The sequence below is a fragment of the Sphingobacterium sp. 1.A.5 genome, assembly GCF_002734235.1.
GTDB lineage: Bacteria > Bacteroidota > Bacteroidia > Sphingobacteriales > Sphingobacteriaceae > Sphingobacterium > Sphingobacterium daejeonense.
The window spans coordinates 1-26912 of sequence record NZ_PEBA01000023.1; the positions used below are offsets into that span (position 1 = coordinate 1).

A 26912-nucleotide genomic window follows, 5' to 3' on the forward strand; every position below is an offset into this window, starting at 1 on the left:
GGACCAGGGAAAAATATGTTATCGGAATAGTGAAATGACGGTACTTGGATAGACACATAAAATGGGTGACCGCTATACACCCCTTGCGGCATTGCGTCCGCTCTCATTGTAGTTTGCGGCACCCATACTTTACAAACTGAAAAAGACACTGCAGCCATAGGTCTGCTCATAGAAGGCTGTTTGAAAAGTAACTGTCATTTGGCTACCGGCGGAAAATCCGTCGGGCGGAAGGTCTATGGCCCAAAGCAAGGGAAAGGGAACGGAAAAACAACCATAGAGGCAAATAATCAAAAAAAAAATTTGGAATACAACATAGAAGGGGTGTAACTATTATAGAAAACGATTATATCAACCTACAACCCTTTAGGGGTGTAACTATAATAACCACTAATTATTTTGCCATTCCATGGCATGGGATGTTACTTTTGAAGCGCAAAAGTAACCAAAAACGCTTGCTCATTTAAGGTGGCTTGTCGCACAATCCCTCGCACATGAACAAAATGCCTTATTGCCGAGGATGCCGTTCTAATCTATTATCTCTTTTTTTGGAGATAATAGATTGAAAGCATCCAAGGTCAATCCCAACGCACAATGGCCGCGGCATTTTATCCATTCTTCCGCCACTGAAAATGAGCGGGGCTTCGTCTGCTGACTTCCACTGAAAACATGACTATGTCATTTAACCCATAAAACTCATTAAAGGTGCAACAATTATAAATGTGTCACATACAGAAAGGCATTAAACCCTGTAGGGGTGTAACTATCATAGAATTTTGATGCAAAAAATCCCGATAAACGGATTGATTAATCAATCCGTTTATCGGGATTTTGAATTTATCACCTTAACGGTATTTGCTATTTCTTTTTCTTGGACTTTTTGCCTTTATCGTCGCCCACAATTTTATTGTAGATTTCAGTGAATGCATTCTTTAATTTTTTCAAAGTTTTGCCTTCACTTTTCTTGATCTTTTTGGGTGACTTGTCAGCCTTAGCTTTTACAACATCTTTTTTAGCTTTTTTCGGAGCTTTTTTGTCTTTAGCTTTTTCCTCTTTTACCTTAACGGCATCTTTTGATTTCTTGCTGTCGTTGGTTTTTGGAGCTTTAGTTTTTTCAAGCTTGTTCTTTTTAGCCTTTGACTTTTTGTCCTTAGATTTTTTATCAGGATTTTCTTTTACTGTTTTATTGTTAGGAACCTCCTCTTTATACGAAGATTCTTTTTCAATTTTAGACTCTTCAGCCTTTGTAGGCGTAGTTGCTTTTGCAGGTGCAGCTTTAGACACTGGCTTCGCTGAAGCAGTTGTAGATTTAGCAGCAGCAGGTTTTGTTGCCGGTGCTTTTGTTGCTGAAGGCTTAGCAGACGCAGAAGCGGCTGGTTTACTTGCTGATGAAGCTGGCTTTGCAGCAGTAGTTTTTGCAGTTGCAGGTTTTGCAGCAGAAGTTTTAGATGCAGCAGGTTTTGCTGATGCGGCTTTTGTTGCAGTTGGCTTAGCAGCTGTTGTAGTTTTTGCAGCTGGCTTAGCAGTAGCCGTTGCAGCAGCTTTTGTTGCTGGAGATTTCGCGGCAGCAGTAGGTGCAGCTGAAGTTTTGGTAGCAGTAGTTTTCGCTACCGCAGCAGCTGGTTTTGCAGCACGTGCTGATCTGGAAGATGTGGTTGTTGTAGCAGGTTTTTCTGTTGAGCCACCTTCATGGATCGGCTTTGTTGGTGTATCTGGATCACTGCCTTTACGGGCATTGGTATTAGAACCTTCACCCTCAGTTTTTCCAGGATTTGGAGTATTCTTAGGATCTTCTTTTACAGCAGTAGTTTTGGTTGCAGTTGATTTTGCTGGAGCTTTTCTTGTTGTTGCTCGTGCAGGCTTCGCGGGACTGTTCTCTTTGGCAGCAGTTTCCGGAGCTGTAGTTTTAGCGTTGTTTTCCTCAGCCATTGTGTATAATTTTAGTATATTTTAGTAATTTGTTCAAGTCGGAATATGTATCTATATATCCGATCATCTATTATTTCTAAAGCAATTAAATTGCCCTTTTTGTTTTTTAATCATTTGGTTTTCATCCTGGCATTTCCATTTCCATTTGCCGAATGTTAAGAACGGGGATCAATTCTTCGCAGAATTATGTATTAGAATAGGTCAAAATTTTGACTTATCATCTTTTAAAACAGTAATATAGCAATTTTGTTTATATAATCCTATCCAAAAAGCACTATAATTTAGGTATTATAGCAGTTGCTTCAATTTCAATCAACAATTCAGGTCGGAACAGACTTTTAATTTCTACTAAAGTACTTGCCGGAGGGTGTTCCTGATTGATAAATTTATCCCGAACTAACCTTACCTCATCTATTCGTTCTAAATCTTTAATGAAATAGCCCAACTTTACAATATCCTTCATGGTACCACCATGCTGTTCCACCAATTCTTTTAGATTTGTAAAAACTTGTTCGGTTTGTTTTTCCATGCTGCCCTCTCCTATTAGCTTACCATTTTTATCTATTGCTACCTGTCCAGAAATGATGACCATCTTTGAGTTTTGAAGGTCGACTTCAACGGATTTTGAATATCCGATATAAGTTTGCGGAGTATTAAAATGTACCATAGATTTAGATTTTTGAGCTGAGGAAATAAAGGGAATAAAAATAAAAACCAATGATAATACTTTAAATATGTTTTTAAAACTCTGATTGTTTTTCATGATTTCATTAAAATAATTTTTAAAGTTCTAGATTAGAATTACAGCTAATTATACAAGAAATAAACGGTCAAAAAGAATTAATATTTTCTGTATTTGATTAATTGCCAGAAACATAGGCAAAAGCCATATTTATTTGGATTGGATTAAACTTTTTAAGGTTTTAGGAGTCCAATAAATTGATTACATTTGTAGCCCTACATAACATGGGGTCGACCGGAATTGACAGGATAGCGATGGTTATGTAAGCATGCAGTGCATTGTTAGTCTAGCACTTTAATCTGAACTTTCAACTTTTCAAATGGCGAAGAAAACTACGCCTTAGCTGCTTAATTTAGAATTAAGATTTAGCTTTTGTCTCGTCAAGTTCTGTTCTACAGCTTGACATCAGAGGCACCGAACAGTAGAACTGGTCCTTGCGACGTTGCTAAACAAGGATAAGATCCAGCAAATACGGAGAAAGGTATAGGTAAGCGACTCACCTTCCCTCTCCCGACAACCAAAGAGAAGCTAAGCATGTAGAAAGCGTAAATCATACTATGTTTGGACGAGGGTTCGAATCCCTCCGGCTCCACAAAACAACTTGAAATTCAATAATTTACAAGATTAACACCCAAAACTACACCCAGTTTTGGGTGTTGTTATATTAATACAATTCAAAATTATGTTGAAGAGTTTATTTAATAATATTCATTAATCGTATTTTGCTGTAACTCGCGAAAAGTGTATTAAAAGTTCGAATCCTGCCACCCCGACAAAAGCCACTGATAATCAGTGGCTTTTGCTATTTTCGGACTTATTTCGGACAGAATATGTTTGTTTCTCAGCTCAATATTAAGATAGAATAGGTTGTATAAAATCATGCGTGTCAAGCTTTTTTGGAGAATTTATAAAAAATCAAGTGGACTAGGGGTGCGCTTTTTATCAATATCGGTAATGTGTGTATAGATCATGGTTGTTTTTATGTTTTCATGACCGAGCAGTTCCTGAACAATTCGGACATCAATACCAGATTGAATTAAATGTGTAGCGTACGAATGACGTAATGTATGTACTGTGCCTTCGGTTTTTATTTTCGCGTTAGCTAATGATTTTTTCAATACAAGTTGCACGCTACGTTCACTGTATCGATTTCCTTTTTCTCCTTCAAAAAGGTAGTTTGTAGGCTTATAAAGCAAATAATAATCTCTTAAAATATCCAGTAATTTATCTGGTAAGGATACAATCCGGTCTTTGTTGCCTTTGCTTTGGTTGATTCGGATAATCTTTTCAGAAGATCGTATATCTTCTATCTTGAGGTTCAGCAATTCGCTTAGGCGTAAGCCACAGCTATAAATGGTCATTAATATCGCTCTATGCTTAATATTGTTGGTACTATCTATTAATTGTCGAATTTCTTCTTTGGAAAAGAATTTGGGCAGTTTAGAAAACGATCTTTTGGGATATAAGTAATCGAGCTGAACCTTTTGGTTAAGTGTCAATTCGTATAGCTTCTTAATAGCCCCAACTAAACCTTTCTGATAGGAAACACTGATCTGCTCTTTTTGAACTTTTTCATTGATGAAAGATTCTATAGCTCTCACAGGCACATCTTTTAAGGATGGATATTCATTGAGATGCTTCAAAAATAGGCTAGCATAGTCCATATATGACTTAATAGTATTCTTGGCATATCTCTGTGTATTCAATTTTGTTTGAAATGTTTTCAATATAACTTCGCTTTCCATATTTACAATAACTATGAAATAATAAGATTTGTTTCGCTATTTATGATTTTTTAAATTAATTAAACGGTTAAATAATAGCGTATTGTATTATATTTAATGCTTGTGACACGCAATTCGTCTATAGAGATGGATTAGCGAATATTTTTGTATATTAGTTTCGTGAAAAAGAAATGTTAGCGGTCATTGTAGCGAACAACACCGTAGAAACCGATGAAGTACGAAAAAGTTAAGCCTTACAGAGAATTAGAACCCTTTATTCATTTCTATTGGGAGCTAAAAGGAAACGAATGTGGGACGCAATGGGAAAGGGTTTTTCCAGATGGTTGTGCAGGTATTGTAATAAATTTGGGAGATACGTGTTTGACAGACAATGGTTCTGCCTCAATGGAATTTGGAAAAACATATGTAGTCGGTGCAATGAATACATTCAAAGACAGCTTTATTGATAGTAACACACATTTATTAGGAGCGTGCCTGAAGCCTGCAACATTTGCAAATTTCTATAACTATAATTCACAAAATGAATTGACCAACGACACTATTGAGTTTGAAAAATCCAATTCCTTTAATATTGATAAAACCCTCAAAGCCCCGTTCCATTATTTTAACCATTTTTTTTCCGAAAGAATAAATAGCAAACACAATCCATTACAATCGGTTATTAATGATATACACTCAACAAACGGACAAATAAGCATTTACGAACTGTCAAAACGAAATTTCACAACTGTAAGACAATTAGAGAGAAATTTTAAAAGGCTCATTGGCTTATCCCCAAAAGAATATTCAAATATTATTCGCTTTCAGAATGCTTTGAATACAATCAAAAATTCAAATGACAATCGTAGCTTGTTAGATATTGCTTTTGAATGTGGCTATTATGACCATTCACATCTTACCAACGAAATCAAACGAAACACAGGACTTTTGCCATCGCAACTTTAAAATGTCGCATTTTTACAAAGTACCAATGTTTTCTTAAAGGTAACTTTGCAGAAACTTTATAAATTTAAGCAAATGCGAAAAATATCACTTTTTATTGCAACAAGTTTAGACGGCTACATTGCAAAACCTAATGACGACCTTAGTTTTTTAAAACTCGTTGAAAAAGAAGGAGAAGACTACGGTTATGCAGCGTTTACAAACACAATAGACACGTTAATTATTGGTAGAAGAACCTATGATTATGTGCTTAAAGAAATCGGTTCTTCTCACTACGACAACGGACAAAGAGATGTTTATGTCATAACAAGAAATCAAAGACCAAAGGTAGGCAGAACAACTTTTTACACAGGAAACTTATCTGAATTGGTCAAACAACTAAAATCTGAAAAAGGAAAAAATATCTATTGTGATGGTGGTGCAGAAGTAATAAATGAACTTTTGAAACACGATTTAATAGACGAATTTATAATTTCGGTTATACCTGTTCTATTAGGCAATGGAACACGACTTTTTAAAGAAGGAAGACCCGAACAAACACTTGAATTTGTTCAAGCAAAAACATTTGAAACAGGGTTAATGCAACTGCATTACATACGAAAAAGATAAACAACGAACCGCTAACATCGGTTTTGCAAAAGAGCGGGTTAAGTGCAAAATTCAACGACAGTAATTCTATTACCGCATAAGCCATTTTTATTTCCTTTTTTGTAATTTAGCAAATAGAAAATGGCTTATGCTACGATAGTGCTAAACTGAGCTTTTGTGCTTCCTTTTCCGCTCCTTCGCAAAGCCGTTTTCCGTTAGCGGTCAATGCCAACCGACCACCCTGCCAAATTTCAACAACTTAAAAATAATGAACTATGGAAAATAAGAACGAAACAGAAATCAGACTTACTACGATTGCCTCAATAGTTTATCCTGCAAGAAACTTGAATCAAGGCATTGATACTTGGGCTTCTTTATTAGGCAAAGACCCAACTTGGCAAAACGAGGACTTTGCTTCTTTTAATATTGAGAATATGGACATTTCACTTTCACGACTTCCTTGGGTTGACTATCCATTGATTTTTTGGAAAGTTGAAGATATAGAAAAAGCACACAGCTATTTTATAACCAATGGAGCAAAAGCAATGGTAGAAATTGCTGACGGTTCTTTGGTAGAGATTGGCAAGGGCAAAGCAGTGGAGGGAAATAATCACAATCCTGATACAGGTGTCGTAGATATGCCTGGAGCAAGATTGGCTGTGCTGAAAGCCGCTGACGGTAATTTATTTGCACTAACACAAGAAGTTCCATTTGATTGATCAGAAAATAATGAATAATCAAAAACGAATGACCTTGAATGAAATTGCAATAAACAGACTAATTAATCAGCAAATTTCCAACCCGAAACTTAAAACACCGCAAGAAGTTTTAGAATGGATGGGTGCAATTCAGGCACAGGATTATGCAATGTCAAAATTGGCTATCGGCATTCGGTTACCTAACAATGCTTTTGACAAACAAATTGAAGATGATTTAAACAACGGAAAAATTATACGGACGCATCTGTTAAGACCTACTTGGCATTTGGTTTCTGCGGATGACGTAAGATGGATGATGCAACTTTCCGCACCGAACCTTAATAAATCTGTTGCATCAATGAACCGAAGTTTAGGTTTGGACGAAACAGTTTTGAAAAAAAGTAATTCTTTAATCAGAAAACTTTTAGAAAAAAATGAAATCCTGACCAGAGAAGAAATAATGAACGAACTCAACAAAAAAGGAATTGCCACAAATGATTTGCGGGCAAGCCACATTATGTTTAGGGCAGAAACGGAAATGATAGTTTGCAATGGCGAAAGAGTAGGTAAACAACTTACTTATGCTTTATTTGATAGAAAAGTACCTGCGGCAAAACCCTTACAAAATGATGAAGCATTGGCAAGATTAGCGGAAAAATATATCCAAAGCCGAAGTCCTGTAACGATAAAAGATTTTGTTTGGTGGTCGGGACTTAATGTTTCTGATGCGAAAAAAGCATTTGAAATGGTTAAGTCTAAATTCATTTCCAGCATCATTGAAAATGAAGAATATTGGACGAACGAAACAGATAATTTGAAAACCAATAAAGATAATTCGGTTTACTTTTTACCTGCATTTGACGAACTAATCATAAGTTATAAAGATAGAACCGCTACAATTGAAGCAGAAAACCAAGCCAAAGCATTTACAAAAAACGGTACTTTCTACCCAACAATTATTTATAACGGCAAAGTCATCGGAACGTGGAAAAAGGTTTCAAAAGGAAATGAAACTGAAATTTTTCCGTCATTTTTTTCATCACTTACCGAAAGCCAAAAAAAGAAATACAAAACAGCTGAAACCAAACTAAAATTGTTCTATGAATAAGACCGAACAAAGGCACGTGCCGCTAACATCGGTTTGGCGAAATGCGGGCTGAAGTGCTAAAACTCAACTTTCGGATTTCTATTCCGCCAATGCTGTTCGCATTGTCTTTTTTTGTAATTTAGCCAACGGCTCACAGCATTGGCTATCGTCCGTGCAAAACTGAACTTTCGTCCATTTTTGTCCCGCACTATCGCCAAGCCGCGGCCCGTTAGGTGCAAGCAGGACAAAAACCGTCAAAAATGGGACACATAAGAGAATACTATGAAAGAATCGTAAAGCTACAAGAATCGGAATGGGAATTTATAGCTTCACATTTTGACAGAAAGGTGTTTGCCAAAAACCAAATCATCACACGGCAGGGCGAAACGGAAAATTACCTTTCATTCGTTGAAACGGGCATCGTTCGGTTTTACATTCCCGATGATGAAAACGAACTGACTTTTAATTTCAGTTTCGACAAAGAATTTACCTGTGCTTACGACTCTTTTCTCACGCAAACACCGTCCGAATACGAATTACAGGCATTGACGGAAACCGTTGTTTGGCAAATTTCCTTTGACGATTTGCAAAAAGTGTATGCCCAGACCAAAGTTGGGAATTATTTAGGACGCTTCGCTTCCGAAAATTTGTTTTTGGCTAAAAGCAAACGTGAACTGTCCTTCCTTAAATACAATGCGAAAGAGCGTTATTTAAGACTGTTCAGCGAACAGCCCGACATTTTAAAATTCATTCCGCTAAAATACGTGGCTTCCTACATCGGAATAACGCCACAGGGCTTGAGCCGTATTCGCAGACAGATTACTTAACATAGGTTCATTGCCAACCTTGTTCATTCTTTGGAACTTTGCGATAAAAAGCAAAGGAATGAAACGACCTATTTTAGCATACGGACACAGCATTTTAAAACAAAAGTGCAACGACATCGAAAAGAATTATCCCGAGTTGGACAAGCTAATAGCCGATATGTGGGAAACAATGAAAAACGCCAATGGTTGCGGATTGGCTTCGCCACAAATCGGACTTCCGATAAGACTTTTTGTAGTGGACAGTAAAACAACTTTTGAAAATCTTGACGAAGCGGACAGGGAAATCTATTTTGACAAAGACGACAAAGGAATAATGGAAACTTTTATCAACGCAAAAATCATTGAACGTTCCGCAGAGCTTTGGGAAGACGAAGAAGGCTGTTTAAGTATCCCAAATTTATCGCAAAAAGTAAAAAGACCTTGGACGATTAGTATAGAATATTACAACAAAGATTTTGACTTTCAAACAAAGACATTTAGCGGAACGACCGCAAGAATGATACAGCACGAATACGACCACACAGAAGGAATTTTGTATCTTGACTATCTAAAACCATTGACCAGAAGGCTGATGGAATCCAAACTTAAAAAGATTGCAAAAGGACAGATAAAGACGAAATATCCAATAAAATTCGTGTAAAAATGCCAGCACCTAACAATGTATAAGCAATAGCGGGGAAAGTGCCAAAAGCAAAGTTTTTGCCTTTTAGCTATCTTTGTGCTAAACTGAACAGTAAGCGTACAAAACCCGCTACTGCTCATACACTTGACCGTTATTCAGAATTGCTTAAGTTCTCAATCTCTTGACGTTTTCGTTCGATGCTGTTTAATAATTTGTTTCCTCTTCCCTTTTAATCACCAAAGAATGGAATTTATCGGGGTCAAGAGAGTAGGTGGAATCGATATGCGATGTAACATTGGGTAGTTCCAATTCCATCATACGATAGCGCATCTCATACGATTTTCTATTGTTCAATTGTTTGTTTTTCTCAAACAGAACTCCTAAACCCAGTGATGTGAAGGTCGATAATAATATCATTATAATGATCACGGGCATTGATTTTAGATCGATACCATAATGATGTTTTATATTGACCTGATCAGGGATTTCAGCGAACTTTGAAGCAATCTCTTTTTCCTTGTCAACCAATCTGTTTACCTCTTGCCCTGTAGCATCTGCAATCTGAATAGCCAAATTCTGCAGTGAATCGTAATCCTTGACTATTTTAGACAGAACATCATTCTCACTCTTCATAAAAATCTGTATCTGGCGTAACAGTTCTTGATCCTTCACGCGTGTATCATGAAATTCCTTCATATTCTTCTCGTTCTCGGAAAGCAGGGATAAAATTGTCGGCATGATCCGTACGATGTCCTGCGTGATCAGTTCTGTATTCTCCTCTAAAGTGTTTACCTGTTGCTGTAGGTTTTCTAATTCTGTTCGCATATTCTTAACGTTTTAACCTGTAATTTTCTTTCTTTTTTCTTTTTTTGATCAATGGATCTTCCTCTTCTGGTACAATGTCAGCGATCGTAAACAAGGCAGCTGCAACTTCATCAATGGATTTTCCGATGCTATTATCTGCAGATAAAACTGCAGGTGAGCCACTGAAAGGAGTTTGGTAAAGTTCTTTTGAATTATCTATGCAGTTTAGGGCTTTATCGATCTGACCAAAGCTCAACGAACGGTCGATAGCTGATCCTCGGAAGACCTGTCCATTTTTGCTGAATGAAATTCCCTGAATCTCCTCAGAGCCCGATCTGTATTTAAACTGTATTTCTACACCTCTGTATCGAAGAAAGCTTCGTAACTCAGTCCAGTTCTTGCTATTACGAATACCTGCCTTTACAGTATCATATATTTGATATTTTGTTCTGTCGTTGCTTTTGAGCCTCCCTCTGTTTACATTTTGCTTTCCCTCGGATTTCTTAAAGCCATATAGCGCATTTAGTTCTTTGCAGGCTTTAAAGCTTTTATACCGACCATTGCTGTTTGAAATGGTTTTGCCATGATCGTTCACCCGATTATAGATGATGTGGATATGATCATGTTTGCGGTCGTGATGTCTGACCATCAGACACTGCGTATCCCTGATCCCCATTTTGGCGAGATAGCGTTTAGCGGAAGATACCATGATATCGTTGTTCAGCATATTCTTATCTGCCGTATTCCACGATAGTATAATGTGTCCAACGGCTTTGCCCAATCTGGGGTTCAGCATCCGCTGAAAATTAAAGTCCTGTACGATGGTCTTTGCCGAATCCGTCCGCAATCCATTTGCATGGATAATCTCACTGTCTTGCTTTAGCACGTACCCAACGCATCCCCCAAATGACCGCCCCTCAATTATCTTCGCTATCATGGTGCAATAGTTTATCGATACAGTGGTTGATATGGCCGATCGTATTCTGGCATTCCTGTGCCAGCTCAAACAATCCGGTCTGGTGTGCTTTTTTCGTCAGCTGGTTAAGGTTGTTCGAAGCACCTGTGATTGCCCTGAACGCTTTGATCTGCTCTTCGTTAAACCTCGGTACGACCTTTCGCAGGATCGCACTTTTGCGCACCCATTCCGATTTGCTCATACCTGCGGTCTCTGCGTTCTGCAGAACCCTTTTATGTTCCATTTCATCGAAGCGGACGTTGATCCTGAACTTCTTTTTATTTTCCAGTGCGGGTCTCCCGCCTTTCTTCTTGGAGTCTTTCATTTTATTGTTACTTTTAGCTGTGACCATCGGGAGCTAATAGGTTTTGGGGTCACCAAAACACAACCTTGCTACCTACATATTCGATAGCTTTCTCCCTGATTGGATATTATTGGTTTGTTCTTCGGACGATGTGAAAATCAGGTAGTCATTGACATCCTTTATATTGCAATTCTTTTTCTGCAATTCCTCCATTCCGTTTTTAAGGACGTGTGTTTTTTCGAAGTGACTTCGTAAAGTATTGTAAGATTTTACACCGCTGGCATCTATGTCCAGATAACTTGTTATACCGTTATGTTGTTGTAAGAATGGAAATGATTTTTCCAGATTTGCCGTAGTATTCAGGATGCAGTAATTAGCATTTAAATAAGGCTTACCAGCATTCTTTTTTAAAGTCATATAGGAAAGCCAGTCGGTAAAGCCCTCGAGCAGTACAACCTCCTTATAGCCGTTATTTATCGAAGTAATGTCCTTGGTCAATAAAGAACGTTTGTCATAGCTGTTTCGCAATTCAAATCCACCAGAATCATTCTTAAAACATATAGCAAAGAATGTCTGTCCTTTTGCCGTCCGATAATAGATTTCCTGGCAGTAAGCTTTGGCAATTTCAATATCTATTTTTCGTGAATCGGTCAGATAGTCGGTTAATGCTTTGTTCTCAAGTAGTTTTACAGAAAGTATGGTGTAACCACGTTCATTTTCATATAGCATTGCTGGCGCTTTGTCTAATATGGTCAGCTGGTGAAAAGAAAGGACATTTTTTCTTTCATCAGCCCAATCCAGTACAATAGATAGATTGTCTGTTTCCAGAAACTTCAACAAAAAATCAATGTTGTTACCTCCGAAGCCTTCTGAATGTGAATACCAAATGTTTCTATGGATATCGACTTTTGTCGAAGCCGTTTTTTCTTTCCCGCCATTGAATGGATTTCTAAACCATGCTTCACGACTGTTCATTCTGGCACATGGAATCCGAAGATAATCTAATATTGATATGAGCGGTATACGCTTTAATTCAGTGCATGTCATAATCATAATTTTAAATAGGTTTAGTTTAGTCTATTACTATATAGGGGCAGACTAAACTAAACCTGTTTTTTAATAGTAAAATTCAGGGTTGAACCGATAGGTTTTATCAGTCTTGATGATCATCCGTTTATTCTCCAAAAAGGTCTTTAGCTGTTTCGATTTATTAATTCCAAAATTGAAACCTTTTGCCAAATAAGCGTCCTTTAGTCTTGCGACAAAATCATCATAAGTACAGGTAATTTCTGAATCATTAAACAATTCCTGCAATACCTCTCGATGGTTCTCTTCTGATAATTCCTGATAGCTGAAACCTTTTTTAGCTTTCGGACTTGTTAAGTCGAAATTTTCGTCAAGTACAGGTATACCATCGTCAATAAAGAAGCTGAATGGTTCAAATTCGACATCTCTGATGAATTTTGGTGCTACGGTGCTGTAGTTGGCATCCAGATCACTTTTAGTTATTTGGAGAATGGATTCGGCTTTGTTGTTCAATTCTGTTCCTAAGTGCCCCCGAGTATTATCATCTCCTTTGTTTAAGTGTAGTACAGTATGAATATGGATATTGAGTTCCTGCGACCACTTCATAAGTTTGTTCGTGATTTCAGTCGCTTCGGTAGCGTTATTAATATCGTAAACCAAATCCCTGATTCCATCTATGATGACCAGTCCGATCCTGTCTGCATATTTGAAAAGTGCATATTCAATGATATTGATACGTTCCTTAGTGGGGTATTCTCTTAAAGAGATAAACTTTAAATTATCGTGGACTTCTGAAGTTGGATAATCAATGAGCTTGTATATTCTGGAAAGTAATCTATGGCAATGAAACTTACTCTGTTCCGTGTCACAATAAAGTATCACTGGACGGGTTGGAGGAACTTTAACCTTATATTGTAATACTTGTTTACCACTCAATGCAGAAGCGACCATTGAGATCACGTTGAATGTCTTCCTGCTCTTCGCCTTTCCCGTGGATGCGCTGAAATTCCCAAGGGTTCCGATAACGGAATCCGAATTGCTGATCGTTATCATTATAGGAGGTTCTTTAAATTCATCTGTTATTTTAACTGTAGACTTTTCAAGAGCTTCGACAATATTCTGATTAAATGGAATCATATGAACCTCCTTTTCTTTTGATTGGTATACTCCTTAAACAATTTTAAAGCAAGCCGAGTATCAACAATAATTGTCCTTTGATCTTGTTGAATCGCACCAGTAATTACACCACTGTTTTTTATTTTCTGTGCTTTCGATTTGCTACAATTAAACAATTGCATGATACCCGAAATACCGTATACGAATTCAGGTAATGTGCTTGTAGCTTCTTCTTTAGGTATTTCTGCGAAAGTTGAGCTTTTTTTTGTGGACCGAGGGGTTCGAACTTGCGATGGGCGGGTTCGACCCGAAGGGGTTTCAGGGTGTGAGTGCGGGAATCGAGGGGCTGAAACAATCCCACCGGCTCAATGTCATTAAGTTAAGGGAATTTAGCAAACATGCCACACCTACGGCGTTGGTGTTTGTCGCGATTTTCATTTCTGTAGATATTACATGCCGACGGCATTTTACCCCGATGGGGCTTATGGGGGTGTGTGGCCTTATTTTTTTCCTAACTTAATTACATTGCCATCCAGCTCCACAAAAAAAAATATTAAAGCTCAACTTTCGTTGAGCATTTGAGGCTTTTATTGCTATTAAAACTGTTGGTATCTTCCCCCTTTAATTTCACGATTTTGATATTCCTTAGAACTTGCAATTTCATCCCAATCTTTGTATTTATAATTTAAAGATGTGGTCAAATAATAATTCCAACGCCAAAAACAAAGTGGGTTAATTTTATATAATCTAAATAATTCACTATCCTTTTTATCTTGATTTGTTTCTTTAATAAAGAGATCAAATGCTAAATCTGTTAAACCAGGATCTTTAAATCCAAATCTGTCTATACAAGTAAAGGTTCCATTTAAATTTGAATATTTAAAAGTATTATTATCCGTATGATAAAGTATAAAATTATTTAATATCGGAGCATTTATTAGTATTAACAGAATGCCAATCAAGAAAAAGATCTTTTTTTTCATTTTAATTACATCTATTTTTTGGGATAGGTCCTGTACCTATTTTTACATTAGTATTTCCATTAACAGACATTTGTTGAACAGTTAAATAATTTGTGATGTATTATCATAAGGTGCAAGAAATTTCAAGGAACTTTTAAAGTTAGAAACGAATTTGAATCCAAGAGCTAATTGAACACCATTGATATACGTATATCCCTGATTTTCTAATAATGCTATAGCGAATTTTTCAATTTCGTTTTCGGTCATTGGTTGGTTAGAAATTAACTTAGCAGTAAGCTTAATTGAAATTTAATTTTTCGAAAAATTTTCTTCCAACAGAATAGTGAATTAATCCTTTTTTCTGCAATCGCCCTATAATTATAGCTGGATGCGTTACAAAACGTTCTGCAAATACTTTTACAACTTCCTCAGATATCTCACCATGTGCTAATAAATTTTCTTCCTCTTCTTTTGAAAGAGTCCACTTAATAGCAAAGTCATCAGCTTCTTTTTCTTTAGCTTTATCTAAATCTGAATATTCAATATCTTCTAAAAATATATCTTTTTTGCCATGCAATAGAATATGTCCCACCTCGTGAAAAAAAGTAAACCAAAATCGGTCATTTTGATTATATCTACCCGTTAACTGGATTACTGGGTGATCATTAATCCAGCGTGTTGCTCCACTTATTGGTGCCTTTTGGATACAAGGTGTATATATTACTTTTACACCACACTCAAGACATAAAGCTTGTAATTTTTGAAAAAATCCTTCCGGATGTTCAGCCATCAATGTTTTAATAGAAACCAAAATTTGCTGAAATTGAGATGGATTGTAAGAAGGAGCTTCAATTTGAGCAGCTTGTATTTCACCTTGTCTAATCCATGCCGAAAGCGCATGAGGGCTTTTGGTATTATGTATAGATATACGAAACGCCAACTTGAGTTGCTGTCCATAAAAATATTTCTCCCATGCTTTTTCAGATCCAAGTTGGAAGTATTTGAACAATGAGACTACTTTTTCTTCAACTTTGCTTGTTGGTATAACCCAACCCAATTTGGCCATTTCTGCATATGGAAAAGCACGCGCCCAATCTTTTGCTAACGCTTTAACACTTGCTCTTTTTTCTCTTGCTTTATACTCGTCGTATTCGTACTGACGCTTGAGCCAAAAACGCGCTGGAATATGTAGTACATCTTCAAAAAGTACTGCCATGTCTGGTGTGATAGCACTTTCCCCATTTAAAATTGCAGTGATTGTTTTCTCTGGTTTGCCTGTACGAATAGCAAACTCTTTAGCACCCATGTTTATTTCTCCTAACTTTTCAGCTAGTGTTTCTCCGGGATGAAAAGCCAGATCCAAATTAAATTCATTAACCTTTTCCATGTTGTTTCGTTTTTGAAGATTTAATGGTAATCTACCACTTCGATAATTTCAACACCTAAAATTTCTATCCAGATATATTGACCGTCTTCATTTGTAGGAATAGGATCTTCGTGTGGTTTAAATATCAATCGATAATTACCATCTAAGTGGCAGGCCCATTGACCTTTTCGGTTTTCTCCCAACTCATGAAACTTACCCGGTAAATGGCGCACATCTTCTAAAGTGTCGGCCGTTTTTAAATCGGATAATCGTTGCAAAATCTTTTTACTACGAATATTACCAAATTCTTTCAAACACTTTTTGGGATCGCTTGCTATTTTTTTTAAATTATTTTTAGAGAATGTAATTATCACTGCAAAGGTATAAAATAGTTTTTATTTTAAACAACACTTTATGTTAATTATTTTACTAAAACATCTTCCACCTCACCTCGACACTCATTAACTTTTGTAATAAGTAATCGCGAAGTTGAGCTAAGATTTTGTTATTGGCTGTCAATTTCGTTTTCGGTCATGGTTGGTTAGCAATTAAATTTTAGAATTTCATTTCGCTCAGCTAAAATTTTCACAATTTCGTAATAATGTTTTACAATTTGAGCTGTATTCCATTTATCCTCCTGTGAAATTGAATACATAATTTTTCGTTTAGGAGTCAAAATTCCATTAGAATAACGTGGATCTGTAGCTTTGTCCCAGGCAGATCGATCATTCAATTTTGAATTAGCACCTTTACTGATTAAACATAAATTTCCTAAACAATGTAAAATAATGTTTTTATCTAAATCTGTAGTTATAAGTAAGTCTTGTTGTGCTTGAGGAAAATGATGCTCTACGGAATTTCGATAAGTAAAATCGAAATTCGGTAAAATTCCATAATCAACTTCATTCCAAACTTGATCTACCCACAATAGGTAATCAATAAAATTAAATATAAAATGGGGTGTATCAGTACCTTTAAAATAAACATTTTGATGAATGAAAATACTTTCTCTATCATTTGAAAGTAAATCTAAAATATCTAATTTCTCGAATTGCTGAAGTGCAAAATCTTCTACTTTTTGTAAATATTCAACGGCACTAATATTTAAAGATGATGGATTTGATGGATTGAATAAACTTAAAATATACTGCAAGTAATTTTTATTTTTTCGTTGTCTGTAAGTCACTTGCAACATCGACAATAGTTTTACAATTCTATCTTGATAAGATAGATTATCCTTTGTTTCTTTAAAAGAATTTACAAACTTTAAAGTTCTATAATACTTAGCATATTTTTGTCGATTTTGCCAACGCATCACAGGTTTTTTCAAAGTCCATCTTGCCCCATTATCTTCTTCATCCAATAAATCATTATTTTCTAATCCAGCATTTGATTTAACGACAAATCTATCAAAAACTACACGAAAGAATAATAATTTTTGGACAAATTCTAAAGGTGTAACTGTTTCTAATACATTGTTAGGTATATCTTTAAATATTTTTAATAGTTGATCACTACTCAATGGTATATCCACTTGAGGATACACTAATTTTAATACTTGAATTAAAAAATTACTAAAATCAATTATTGATGTGTACGTAACATCATCATCTAACTCATCTTCATGTTCAACTAAAGCGTCGCTTCGTAATTTTTGATTTGGATTCTTTATTATATCAAGTATGGAGGAGGCCACCTCTTTATCAGTTTGATAGTCTAACTGCGTAATTCTTTTCGGGAAAATAGCATCGTAATCTTCTCCAAACAAAAATAAACGTTCGTCTGGTGTAAAAAACTTTTGCACAGGGCGATTCATTTCTGAGCAAGCATCCCAAACCTTTCCAAATAGATGTCGCTGTTTTGCATTTTTGATTTTGGCCATTAGTTGAGCTTTGATGATTTCATGCTCTTCTAATTGCTTTCCTCGGTTATTCATTATTTCAAAATAACTAGCTACATCGGTATCTTCTGGCATTACCACCTCTACTAATATTACCTTATGAAGTAAGTAATCTATAAAAGAATGTATTTCATCGTTTTCAATAAGATTATGAATTGCTAAAGTTGAATCAATATCACTTTCCAATTTGGTATTGAGAACCGTATCAATTGCTTTAAGAAAATTATTCAAATTAGCTTCTGATATTTCTTGAACTGTAGCTTCAAAATCGATTTGTTGATTTCTAAGATTGGTAAAAAATGAAACTACTTCTGGTCTTGAATCGTATGCTAACGGATAAATGCGATTTATCTCTTTCCAAAGTAAACTTAGAATAATATGTAAGGTTGTTAATCGTTGTTGCCCATCAATCACTTCATAAATTGACGCTGCTTGTCTTTTAAACACGATTAAACTTCCCAAGAAGTAATCTTGCTTTTTATCCTTATGATAACTTTCGTAGATATCTTGTAGTAATTGGGTAATTTCATCAATTCCCCAATTATAGTTTCTTTGGTAAAAAGGTATTATATAAGGCTTTGTGACAATATCTAGGATTGGCTTGGCCATATCAAGAGATCTCGAAGTTGTGCTCATTAGTACATTTCTACTTTTAGATGTTGATCAAAAAACTGTTCTACAATTTCATTATTTCCGTTATCCTTTTTCTCGATGGGTTGCAATGCATACTCGCGTATAAAACGTAAGTCTAAAATGTCTTTCGCATTGCAAATACCTGTAAATAATGAGGCAGGAAGTTTAGCCACACTAGCATATTTTACAAACTTTTTCTCTAGTCGAAATCTAAAGACACAAGCGTATAATAGCTTATAGTATTTGTTTAATCCTAGCGTACCAAAACGATCGAACACACACATGATTAATGATTTATACAATTCTAATAAATATTCATCACCCTTTTTTCTGAATCGTGTGCAATATTCCCTGTAAAAAGCGCGGAAATCTTTTATGTCTTCATTTTCAGAAGTAGACTCAAACAAATATTGATACATACTTACATAAGCTTGTATATAATCAAAAAAATGATCGCCATTTTTGATGCGTTGTGTTATTTCGAATCCAATTCCATATTTTTCTGTAGGAAATCGGCGTACCATATCTTCATTCAATATAGAACTTTGATACACATAATTTTCAAACGGATACAATAGTTTGGTAACGGAGCTTCCTTTGAATCCTTTAATGTGTTTTTTGGAGAATGCGTAAGCGTCTTGATTATTAGCCCAAACACGTGTACGATACAGTTGTTCGTGTATCACTTGTTCTAGATAGTCTTTGTGCTTTTCGTTACGAGCGCTAGATTCCCAATTTTTATCAATTTTTATTTTTTCGTCTTCATGTAAATGATCCAAGAAGCGCATATGATACGCTTTCAATAAATTATAGGCTTGAAGCGTTAGACCACGACCATTTTGAGTATCAAATATTTGAAAGGCAGCTGAAATATCGTTTACCTTAAGTATAGTTACCGAACAATGGTTGAGGATATAAGCATATAATTCTGAAGGCGCTATTAACTCTTCTTCTATCCATTGACGAAGTTCGTTACAATTGTTAAGAATGTTTTCAGCAGAACTTTGATGAAGAAATTGCTTTTCACTTAAAAAAGAACTGCAATATAAATTAGCTGTTTCTTCCTGATTAAGCATATATAATAGCAACGACAAAGTGGTTAGACGTTGTTGCCCATCCACAATTTCTAATTTTCCATTGTCTGAGTTTTCATGTAAAATGATTGTGCCTATTCTATAGTCTTTTCTGCCATGAGCCAAACTCTGTAAAATATCATCCCACAACTGTCGAAACTCTTTTAATTGCCAAACGTAGGGGCGCTGATAATCTGGAATTACCAATTCTTGAAAAGGCAATTCCTTAATAAATTGTACAGTAGCTTGTAAAGTACTCATGTTTATTTTGGTTGTAGTTAGCTTTATCTTTAAGGATCCGGATTTTTACACAGCTCCTTTATATTTTTACTTCTTCACCCTTACCTCGCCACTCATTAACTTAGGCAATAAGGTATCGCGAAGTTGAGTTAGGGTTTGGATTTGAAAATTATTATGGTTTATTTTCTTATAATTATTTGATACTAAATCATTAAACTTAAGAACTAAATCTTCATTTGGCATCATAAATTTATTTTCAAATAATAGTGATTTTTAATCAAGATTTTTGATGCCTGAACTTCCATTTTCTAAATTGAAAAATTCATCCTGATCATACAAGTATCTTAAATACAAATACACAAAAAATGAATAGTTTGAATCTTTTATTCTAATTAATCTACAAAAATTTGAGAATAATAACTCTTTACCAAATAATGATTTTATTTCATTATTTATAAAATATGCTCTACCAGTTGATTGATTTTCTGTACCTCCTGAAATTTCAATTATTATTTCACCTTCTTTGGGTTCTATAGATTGGAATTTCTTTTCTTTTACAAATCTCATTGGAGTTTTCGTTGGAATCCCTGTTAAAAAATCAGCGATATCAGTGCCTCTAACACAATAAACTTCTTTAATAAATTCACCTTGTATAGTTTCTTGCCCCCAATCTCCACCAACTGTTTCATTAATCCATTCAGAGAATGGAAGTTCCTCCCAATCCTCTTTTGCTTCTTCAATTGACCACTGACGGTACATAGTATCAGCCAACGCCTCTAAGGTTTGCTTTTGTTGGTGTAATAAGTCGATTTTATCATCCAAACTCGACAAGATCGATGCAATGGCTTTTGCTCGGCAAGTGGGGAAGTTGGAACTTTAACACATGCTGAATTGTTACCTACTGCAGTACCGCAAAAAACAACGTCTAAATTTTCTTCAAGTAAATCCTTTAGAATTTCCATATTCTCTTATTTTTTGTTATTTATTTTCTAATTATTTATTTAAGCAAAAATTTTAAGTTTCAAATTAACTACAATTAGTTTTTAATCAGCAGATTAAAAATGAACAATAACATCTGACCTAAATATTATATTTTTTTATTTTAAAACATTAAAAATTAAAAAACTATTCACATTATGGTTTAATAATATTTAATCACAAAAAATTAATCAATGAAGCTAATTTCAAAATAAAAAAAATACCATATTTACGGATTTCCGTAATTTTAAAATTTTTAAAGTGGAGTTCTTTAAAAAATTGATTGGTTATAAGGCTGAAGAAAAATTGTTTTCTATTGGCTTAAGGACCAAAGGTGCGTGGAGAAAGTATGTAATAGAAAAATACGTGATTTAATGTGAAATTTAACTATGGAAAATTCTAGAAAATCAGACGACAACTACATCAAATTCAGCTTAGCAGTAGGCTTCTTAGTCTGGCTGTTTGCCAGCATTATATTTAGGTTATTTGGTCAGTACTTTTTTATAACTGACAATCATTATGTAATGCTTGGCTTATACATTTTGTTGATTCCTGCTATGGCGATAATCGCTAATTGGGTTTTCAAACGATTCTCTTTAAATAAGCTTGAAAGTATAAAATCTGCTGTGTTAATGGTGATTTCAGGAATGATCTTAGACACTGTATGTATTCATTTCTTTGAATTTTTCTTTCCGAATATGGATGAAAAAGATGGTAGGTACTTTGGATCCTGGTTAATGTTTGCTTATTCAATTGTTTTGATAACAGGGCTTTTGAGGAAGCCAAGCTGCCGAATCATAATATAGCTTGATTTAAAAAATATTGACTTCTTTATTTAGACTTTTACGAAAAATAGTTTCCTTTCCCACAAGAAAAGGAAACTTTTTAATCATTCTACCCAAGTTTCAATGCTTCTCTTACTTCAACACTAGTTCCTTTTCCATTAAGTAAGGGACAGCCTTCAGCAAGTTTTACCGCATCATCAATATTTTCTGCACTCACTACTATATAACCATTGATTGATTCATTATTTACTGAATAAGGCTTCTCCTCTACCACATTATTTGGTCTCAACACTCTCCCTTCATTGGTAATATGCAGACCTCCGTCAGCTAGCTGACCTTTATCAATTATGCTATTGATCCATTTCATCCAATCTTGCATATAAGTTGCCATTTGGTCTTTTGAAGGTTGCATTTCGGGAGATACTATATCCATTCGAAATATTAAAATGTAAGTTTTCATAATGTTTTCCTTTTTAGTATTTAACAAAGGAACAGCAAATAAAAATCTTGAAATTTGACTTAGGTCAAAAAATTCATTTTGACTTCAGTCTGCTTAAAGTTTCCTGTGCGATATCTAAATAGGATGAAATAATCTTATTGGAAAGTCTCTGAATAAATTCAGGCCTTTCTTTTATCAATTGCTCATACCTTTCTTTTGCCGTTAACATAATGAGATCTTCAATCCTTTTATTTTGAAATGAATATGCCATTTCCAGCATTTTTTGATAGAAAAAAGTGAAGTTGGGAACTTCCTTATTTAATCTATAAAAATCAAAATGTGAAATTGCCAATACTTCTGAATCTTCCAATGCATCCAAGTATTCAAACGAGGGTTTCTGATAAACAAAACTTGAAAGCGCAGTTCCGATATTATTGTCCAACATAATATACCTTGTTCTTTCACGACCTTCAACATCTAAAAAATAAGTCCTTAAACAACCCTTATAAACAAAGTAAAATTCCTTGCAGATCTCGTCTTTTTCTAGGATAATGGTATTTCTTTTGAATGACTTTGGTTTAAAACAAGATGAAATCAGTTCAAGTTCTTGCTCAGTGAATTCCACTAAGTATGATAGTAGCTGTTTGAGGCTTTGGATGCTTTGCATGTAAAGTATTTCGTTTAAAGTATAGTTAGTGTGTGTTTTAAGGAGAATTTAGGAAATTTAGCTGGAATTTGAATAGAATATAAATTATTGAAATAAAAAACCTCATCAATATTTGATGAGGTCACATTCGATTTTCGCCTTACTATCCCTAGCAGACTTTCATTCTTTCGCCTTATCTCGGATAACTATATCATATGTTCATTCCAGAATTGCTATGTTTTTCTTTCCTATTTTTTCTAATAATAATTCATCGACACTGGTTCAATTTCCATGTTATTATTGTCATTTAGAGTTTTTAAGATATTATTAAAAGATACTGCCAATTTGGAGAAATTTTCGACATTATAGTCTCCGACTGATGGTAGGTTATCTGCCAACATATCACCTTGGAGCGGAAATCCAACGGACATTAATTCATAGGTAGCTGAGATATTTCCCAATTCCACATTAGCTGCTATAAAGGAGAGTTTATCCACGTCTAGCCTAGATCTTAATGATTTGATATGAATCATACATCTTACGCCAATTCCAAATTTTGAACGCTGTCCTTCGCAAGGAAAGGTGCTGTATCTTGCAAATTCTTGTATTAATAGCATTTCATTTCTTCCAATTGTGCCGGTAAAACCAAAGGCTTTAGCTTGTGCATTCATTGTGCTGTTGAATTTGAAGACTTTTATGTTTGAACCTTGCCTTAATAGACTGATTCTGGAAGGGAGATTACAGTTGTCAATATTTTCTTCGACGACTTCCATAATCGCATTTTCAGGATTGTTAACTTTTAATTCCCCGACCAACTTCACGCTGTCCAATGACACGGCTGGAAATTCATTAAAGTTTAACAATGTTTGAGATAAATCCTCTTCAGCAGCTGTCGATTCATCCATTGGAAATGAAGCGGCAGAATCCAACACTACATCTTCATCAGAGTTGGTGCTGCTTTCTACGGTTGTTGTTTCAGGTGCATTTCTGCAGCCCATTAATAACAGTGTGGCTATTAACAGGTTAGTTAATAAAATTTTCATAATATATTAATAATTAGGTTGTTTATTCTACTAAATCTCTGAAAATATTAAAGCAGATAAAATACCTAGGTTTGGGTATTTTAATAAAACAATATCTTATTTTTACTGTTAAGCCGATAACAAGAATTAATCAAATGCAAGACCTCAAATTAGCGGTACTAATTGATGCGGACAATATTCCCTCCTCGCATATTCAGGAAATGTTGGAAGAGATTTCCAAGAATGGAACCCCTACTATAAAACGGATTTATGGCGACTGGACCAAACCAAATCTAACAGGTTGGAAAAACGTTTTGTTGGAAAATGCGATTACTCCGATTCAGCAATACAGTTATACCACTGGCAAGAATTCTTCGGACAGTGCTTTGATCATCGATGCTATGGACATTCTATATTCTGAGAAGGTCAATGGGTTCTGTATAGTTTCCAGTGATAGTGATTTCACTCGTTTATCTACCCGTTTACGGGAGGCGGGCATGTTGGTCATTGGAATTGGTGAAAAGAAAACGCCTCAACCATTCATTGCTTCTTGCAACAAATTCATTTATATAGAGATTCTAAAAACTGAAGAAAAAGCAACTGTTGCAAAGACCCAGGAAAAACCTGAAGCAAAAAGTAAACCCCAGCCTGCCACCAAAGCATTGGATAAAGTGGATAGAAAAACGACTAAACTTATCCTTCAAAGCGTAGACGAACTTTCTGATGAATCTGGTTGGACGTTCTTAGGTTCTCTTGGCAGTTATATCAACAAGAAAAGGCCTGATTTTGACCCTCGAAATTACGGCTTTACCAAACTGTATGATCTTATCAAGTATATGGACAAATTTGAAATCGACGAAAGAGATTCGGGTGGCTATAAACACGTCAAACATATCTATATCCGTAGTTTGGAATAATCGACACCTTCTAATCAATTGATTTCTATTTATCTTGGAGTCTCCAAAATCCAAGAAAAATCTGTATATTAACATTTAACAGATAACCTATTCCTACACCTTAAATTATGGAGAAGATGAAATCAAACTTAATCTTTTCAATTATATTTTTTCTGTCATTTCAAATTTGTTATGGTCAGCAGAACGTGAACTACGATGAGTCCTTGGTTCCTAAATATTCACTACCTAATGTTTTGGTTTCCAATTCAGGAGAAACTATCAATAATAGACGAAAATGGGAGACAATTCGACGACCTGAAATACTTGAAATATTCAGTTCTCAAATGTATGGCAGAACTCCCAAGGAGGATATTCCAGTAAATTATGAATTGCTGACTGAGAACAAAGGTGCTTTAGACGGTAAAGCAACTTTACGCCAGGTAAAAATGACTTTCTTCAAAAATGGAAAATCTGTGAATGCTCTTTTATTATTAATGTTACCCAATCATGTCAAAGGAAAAGTTCCAATATTTGTCGGCTATAATTTTAAAGGAAATCACAGTACTTTGAATGACTCCAGCATCATCTATAGCGATAACTTCAAATTGGTTCGGGATTCTACCCATCAAGATTGGATCAGAGGAGTCCAATCTGGCCGTTGGGATTATGAACAGATTATCAAGCGGGGTTATGGCGTAGCAACTATGTGCTACCATGATATTTTTCCGGATAAAGATGGATTCAAAGATCAGAGCATCGCAGCCTTATTTTCGGATTATGAAGATAGTCAAGATCGCGGTGACAATTGGGAGGCGATTGGCGCTTGGGCATGGGGATCATCACGGATCGTTGATTATCTGGAAACATTGCCTGAAATTGACATAAAAAAGATTGCTCTATTGGGACATTCCCGTCAAGGTAAGGCTGCATTATGGGCTGGGGCACTAGATCCAAGGTTCAGCTTGGTCATCTCCAATAATTCTGGTGAAGGAGGTGCTGCACTCTCTAAAAGAGAATTTGGCGAAACAATCGCTATTGTCAGCAGTATCAAACCTGCTTGGTTTGCCAAAAACTATAATGCCTATCATCATAAGGAAAAGGAAATGCCATTTGATCAACATATGCTATTGGCATTGATTGCCCCTAGACCATTATATGTTGCTAGTGCAGAGGAAGATCTCTGGGCAGATCCAAAAGGGGAATATCTAGCGGCTTACCATGCTAGCCCAGTTTATGCTTTATATAAGAAAAAAGGCTTTAATAGTGATACAGCACCGGAGGTTCATAAGCCAATTTATCATGAAATTGGTTATCATATTCGTGCCGGGATACATGACGTAAATGCATACGATTGGTACTGTTACCTCAATTTTACTGACAAACACTTCAAATAATTTTTTATTGGAGCAAGAGGAGAATTTTCTAGATAGCTATTCATTTCATTTAAACGAAACGTTACTCCAAGGTAACTAGGTTACCAACAGGTAACTCACTGACAAATAAACACTTTTGGTGTGCCATTTGTTCATATAGAATAAATTAAAAACAAAGCTATGAAAATAAAAAATATAACTAAAGTTGTAGGTCCGATGCCTATTAGAGATCCATATATCTTAGGTGCTTACCATTATGATCAATATCCAAAAGGCAATGGTAAAATGGGTCCTGACCCAGCATTGTTGGCGGGGAAAAATTTAGGGAATGATTTTGACCGTGAAGCAAAATGGCGTATGTATCATGGAGAGACCATTCCAGGTTTCCCACACCATCCCCACCGCGGATTCGAGATTGTTACTATTGTAGAAGAAGGATTTGCGGATCATTTTGACTCCAAAGGTTCTAAAGGACGTTACGGAAATGGTGATGTTCAATTGATGAGTGCAGGATCAGGAGTATTGCATGGAGAGATGTTTCCAATGCTTGATGATGAGAATGACAATCCATTCCGTTTGTTTCAGATCTGGTTGAACTTGCCTGCGGCAAATAAATTCACTGAGCCAGACTATAAAATGTTATGGAATGAAAAGATTCCTAGAGGATCATTCCAAGATGAAAATGGAAAGAATATCAATTTGAAAGTTATTTTGGGAGAGTACTATGGCGTAAAGGCACAAGAACCATTAAAAAATTCTTGGGCTATTGATCCAAAACATCATGTTGGGATTGCTTTAGTTGAAATGGAACCAGGAGCGATATTTAAATTGAATGCAGTATCAAAAACATTGAATAGGTTTGTATTTTTCTATGATGGAACATCGACGATATCTGTAGAAGATTATAAAATGCAAGAAAGATTCATTGCAGATTTGGCAGGAGATGAAGAAATCGTGATTACGAATGGCGATCAAAAAGCTAAGATCTTAATCTTGGAAGGGGAACCTATTAATGAGCCTGTTTTTGCATACGGACCCTTTGTAATGAGTTCAGAAAAAGAATTGCAAGAGGCATTTAATGATTACAGAAGAACCCAATTTGGAGGATGGCCATGGGGTGAAAAAGAATCAGATTTGGTCAATCCTAAAGATTCGGGCAGATTTGCAAGTTATAATTTCGATAAAGAAATAGATAGACCATAATAGTCACTCGAAAT

Annotated in this window: 29 protein-coding genes and 1 other RNA gene; 11 read left to right on the forward strand and 19 right to left on the reverse strand. The window is 35.4% G+C overall.

Going from position 1 to position 26912, the window contains the following annotated elements; translation table 11 throughout:
- Nucleotides 1-855: 855 nt before the first annotated feature.
- Nucleotides 856-1926 (reverse strand): hypothetical protein, encoded by a 1071-nt coding sequence (locus tag CRT24_RS10490; protein ID WP_099371194.1) that lies wholly within the window; start codon nt 1924-1926, stop codon nt 856-858.
- A 274-nt stretch (nt 1927-2200) separates the two neighbouring features.
- On the reverse strand, nt 2201-2593 hold the full coding sequence (locus CRT24_RS10495) for a RidA family protein (RefSeq protein ID WP_257214017.1): 393 nt from the start codon (nt 2591-2593) through the stop codon (nt 2201-2203).
- Nucleotides 2594-2894: 301 nt separating this feature from the next.
- Here CRT24_RS10495 and ssrA point away from each other — a divergent pair.
- Nucleotides 2895-3263: a transfer-messenger RNA gene (gene ssrA / locus CRT24_RS10500) on the forward strand.
- Between the two features lie 310 nt (nt 3264-3573).
- Here the strand turns inward: ssrA and CRT24_RS10505 are convergent.
- The gene (locus tag CRT24_RS10505) at nt 3574-4413 is read right to left on the reverse strand and encodes a tyrosine-type recombinase/integrase (RefSeq protein ID WP_099371196.1); all 840 of its coding nucleotides are present in this window, start codon (nt 4411-4413) and stop codon (nt 3574-3576) included.
- Nucleotides 4414-4623: 210 nt separating this feature from the next.
- Between CRT24_RS10505 and CRT24_RS10510 the strand changes: the two genes are divergently transcribed.
- The 6 genes from CRT24_RS10510 to def all read left to right on the forward strand — a co-directional run bounded on the left by CRT24_RS10510 (nt 4624) and on the right by def (nt 9195).
- The gene (locus CRT24_RS10510) at nt 4624-5358 is read left to right on the forward strand and encodes an AraC family transcriptional regulator (protein WP_099371197.1); all 735 of its coding nucleotides are present in this window, start codon (nt 4624-4626) and stop codon (nt 5356-5358) included.
- 72 nt (nt 5359-5430) lie between these two features.
- Complete coding sequence (locus CRT24_RS10515; protein ID WP_099371198.1) at nt 5431-5964, forward strand: dihydrofolate reductase family protein; 534 nt, start codon at nt 5431-5433, stop codon at nt 5962-5964.
- A 254-nt stretch (nt 5965-6218) separates the two neighbouring features.
- The gene (locus tag CRT24_RS10520) at nt 6219-6662 is read left to right on the forward strand and encodes a VOC family protein (protein ID WP_099371199.1); all 444 of its coding nucleotides are present in this window, start codon (nt 6219-6221) and stop codon (nt 6660-6662) included.
- Between the two features lie 10 nt (nt 6663-6672).
- On the forward strand, nt 6673-7749 hold the full coding sequence (locus tag CRT24_RS10525; RefSeq protein WP_144034559.1) for a winged helix DNA-binding domain-containing protein: 1077 nt from the start codon (nt 6673-6675) through the stop codon (nt 7747-7749).
- A 239-nt stretch (nt 7750-7988) separates the two neighbouring features.
- Nucleotides 7989-8555: a Crp/Fnr family transcriptional regulator gene (locus CRT24_RS10530; protein WP_099371450.1), complete on the forward strand. Its 567-nt coding sequence runs from the start codon at nt 7989-7991 to the stop codon at nt 8553-8555.
- Nucleotides 8556-8613: 58 nt separating this feature from the next.
- On the forward strand, nt 8614-9195 hold the full coding sequence (def, locus tag CRT24_RS10535) for a peptide deformylase (protein ID WP_073582486.1): 582 nt from the start codon (nt 8614-8616) through the stop codon (nt 9193-9195).
- 186 nt (nt 9196-9381) lie between these two features.
- Here def and CRT24_RS10540 read toward each other — a convergent pair whose 3' ends face one another.
- From CRT24_RS10540 to CRT24_RS20660, 13 genes are all read right to left on the reverse strand, one after another.
- Entirely contained in the window at nt 9382-10002 is a 621-nt protein-coding gene (locus CRT24_RS10540) for a hypothetical protein (protein WP_257214018.1), read from the reverse strand.
- Nucleotides 10003-10006: 4 nt separating this feature from the next.
- A complete protein-coding gene (locus CRT24_RS10545; RefSeq protein ID WP_099371201.1) occupies nt 10007-10918 on the reverse strand; it encodes a relaxase/mobilization nuclease domain-containing protein in 912 nt (303 codons plus the stop codon).
- Nucleotides 10899-11288 (reverse strand): MobC family plasmid mobilization relaxosome protein, encoded by a 390-nt coding sequence (locus CRT24_RS10550; protein ID WP_257214019.1) that lies wholly within the window; start codon nt 11286-11288, stop codon nt 10899-10901. Before CRT24_RS10550 ends, CRT24_RS10545 begins: the two co-directional genes overlap by 20 nt.
- A gap of 45 nt (nt 11289-11333) precedes the next feature.
- Nucleotides 11334-12287: a toprim domain-containing protein gene (locus tag CRT24_RS10555; RefSeq protein ID WP_180269114.1), complete on the reverse strand. Its 954-nt coding sequence runs from the start codon at nt 12285-12287 to the stop codon at nt 11334-11336.
- Between the two features lie 69 nt (nt 12288-12356).
- Nucleotides 12357-13403, reverse strand: a complete 1047-nt coding sequence (locus CRT24_RS10560; protein ID WP_099371203.1) for an AAA family ATPase — start codon at nt 13401-13403, stop codon at nt 12357-12359.
- Entirely contained in the window at nt 13400-13738 is a 339-nt protein-coding gene (locus CRT24_RS21415; RefSeq protein WP_099371204.1) for a DUF3853 family protein, read from the reverse strand. Before CRT24_RS21415 ends, CRT24_RS10560 begins: the two co-directional genes overlap by 4 nt.
- Nucleotides 13739-13978: 240 nt before the next feature.
- Complete coding sequence (locus CRT24_RS10575) at nt 13979-14365, reverse strand: hypothetical protein (RefSeq protein ID WP_099371206.1); 387 nt, start codon at nt 14363-14365, stop codon at nt 13979-13981.
- A 277-nt stretch (nt 14366-14642) separates the two neighbouring features.
- A complete protein-coding gene (locus CRT24_RS10580) occupies nt 14643-15731 on the reverse strand; it encodes an ImmA/IrrE family metallo-endopeptidase (RefSeq protein ID WP_099371207.1) in 1089 nt (362 codons plus the stop codon).
- Between the two features lie 20 nt (nt 15732-15751).
- Nucleotides 15752-16084 carry a type II toxin-antitoxin system RelE/ParE family toxin gene (locus tag CRT24_RS10585; RefSeq protein WP_099371208.1) on the reverse strand — a complete coding sequence of 111 codons (333 nt, stop codon included), beginning with the start codon at nt 16082-16084 and terminating at the stop codon, nt 15752-15754.
- Between the two features lie 167 nt (nt 16085-16251).
- Nucleotides 16252-18219, reverse strand: coding sequence for a DUF262 domain-containing protein (locus CRT24_RS10590; RefSeq protein ID WP_180269115.1), 1968 nt, complete (start codon nt 18217-18219; stop codon nt 16252-16254).
- Nucleotides 18220-18245: 26 nt separating this feature from the next.
- Nucleotides 18246-19577: a DUF262 domain-containing protein gene (locus CRT24_RS10595; RefSeq protein ID WP_099371210.1), complete on the reverse strand. Its 1332-nt coding sequence runs from the start codon at nt 19575-19577 to the stop codon at nt 18246-18248.
- 252 nt (nt 19578-19829) lie between these two features.
- Nucleotides 19830-20378, reverse strand: a complete 549-nt coding sequence (locus CRT24_RS10600; protein ID WP_099371211.1) for a hypothetical protein — start codon at nt 20376-20378, stop codon at nt 19830-19832.
- Complete coding sequence (locus CRT24_RS20660; RefSeq protein WP_144034561.1) at nt 20333-20518, reverse strand: hypothetical protein; 186 nt, start codon at nt 20516-20518, stop codon at nt 20333-20335. Before CRT24_RS20660 ends, CRT24_RS10600 begins: the two co-directional genes overlap by 46 nt.
- A gap of 405 nt (nt 20519-20923) precedes the next feature.
- On the opposite strand from CRT24_RS20660, the gene CRT24_RS10605 reads away from it, so the two are divergent.
- A complete protein-coding gene (locus CRT24_RS10605; protein WP_099371212.1) occupies nt 20924-21340 on the forward strand; it encodes a DUF5367 domain-containing protein in 417 nt (138 codons plus the stop codon).
- An 88-nt stretch (nt 21341-21428) separates the two neighbouring features.
- On the opposite strand, the gene CRT24_RS10610 is transcribed toward CRT24_RS10605, so the two are convergent.
- The 3 genes from CRT24_RS10610 to CRT24_RS10620 all read right to left on the reverse strand — a co-directional run bounded on the left by CRT24_RS10610 (nt 21429) and on the right by CRT24_RS10620 (nt 23447).
- Nucleotides 21429-21779 carry a YciI family protein gene (locus CRT24_RS10610; protein WP_099371213.1) on the reverse strand — a complete coding sequence of 117 codons (351 nt, stop codon included), beginning with the start codon at nt 21777-21779 and terminating at the stop codon, nt 21429-21431.
- 73 nt (nt 21780-21852) lie between these two features.
- Nucleotides 21853-22425: a Crp/Fnr family transcriptional regulator gene (locus CRT24_RS10615; RefSeq protein ID WP_099371214.1), complete on the reverse strand. Its 573-nt coding sequence runs from the start codon at nt 22423-22425 to the stop codon at nt 21853-21855.
- 236 nt (nt 22426-22661) lie between these two features.
- The gene (locus tag CRT24_RS10620) at nt 22662-23447 is read right to left on the reverse strand and encodes a hypothetical protein (protein ID WP_144034562.1); all 786 of its coding nucleotides are present in this window, start codon (nt 23445-23447) and stop codon (nt 22662-22664) included.
- A gap of 134 nt (nt 23448-23581) precedes the next feature.
- On the opposite strand from CRT24_RS10620, the gene CRT24_RS10625 reads away from it, so the two are divergent.
- The 3 genes from CRT24_RS10625 (at nt 23582) to CRT24_RS10635 (ending at nt 26898) form a co-directional block, all read left to right on the forward strand.
- Nucleotides 23582-24343: an NYN domain-containing protein gene (locus CRT24_RS10625; protein ID WP_099371216.1), complete on the forward strand. Its 762-nt coding sequence runs from the start codon at nt 23582-23584 to the stop codon at nt 24341-24343.
- A 116-nt stretch (nt 24344-24459) separates the two neighbouring features.
- Nucleotides 24460-25716 (forward strand): acetylxylan esterase, encoded by a 1257-nt coding sequence (locus tag CRT24_RS10630; RefSeq protein WP_099371452.1) that lies wholly within the window; start codon nt 24460-24462, stop codon nt 25714-25716.
- A gap of 159 nt (nt 25717-25875) precedes the next feature.
- Nucleotides 25876-26898 (forward strand): pirin family protein, encoded by a 1023-nt coding sequence (locus tag CRT24_RS10635; RefSeq protein ID WP_099371217.1) that lies wholly within the window; start codon nt 25876-25878, stop codon nt 26896-26898.
- The last annotated feature ends 14 nt before the right edge of the window (nt 26899-26912 follow it).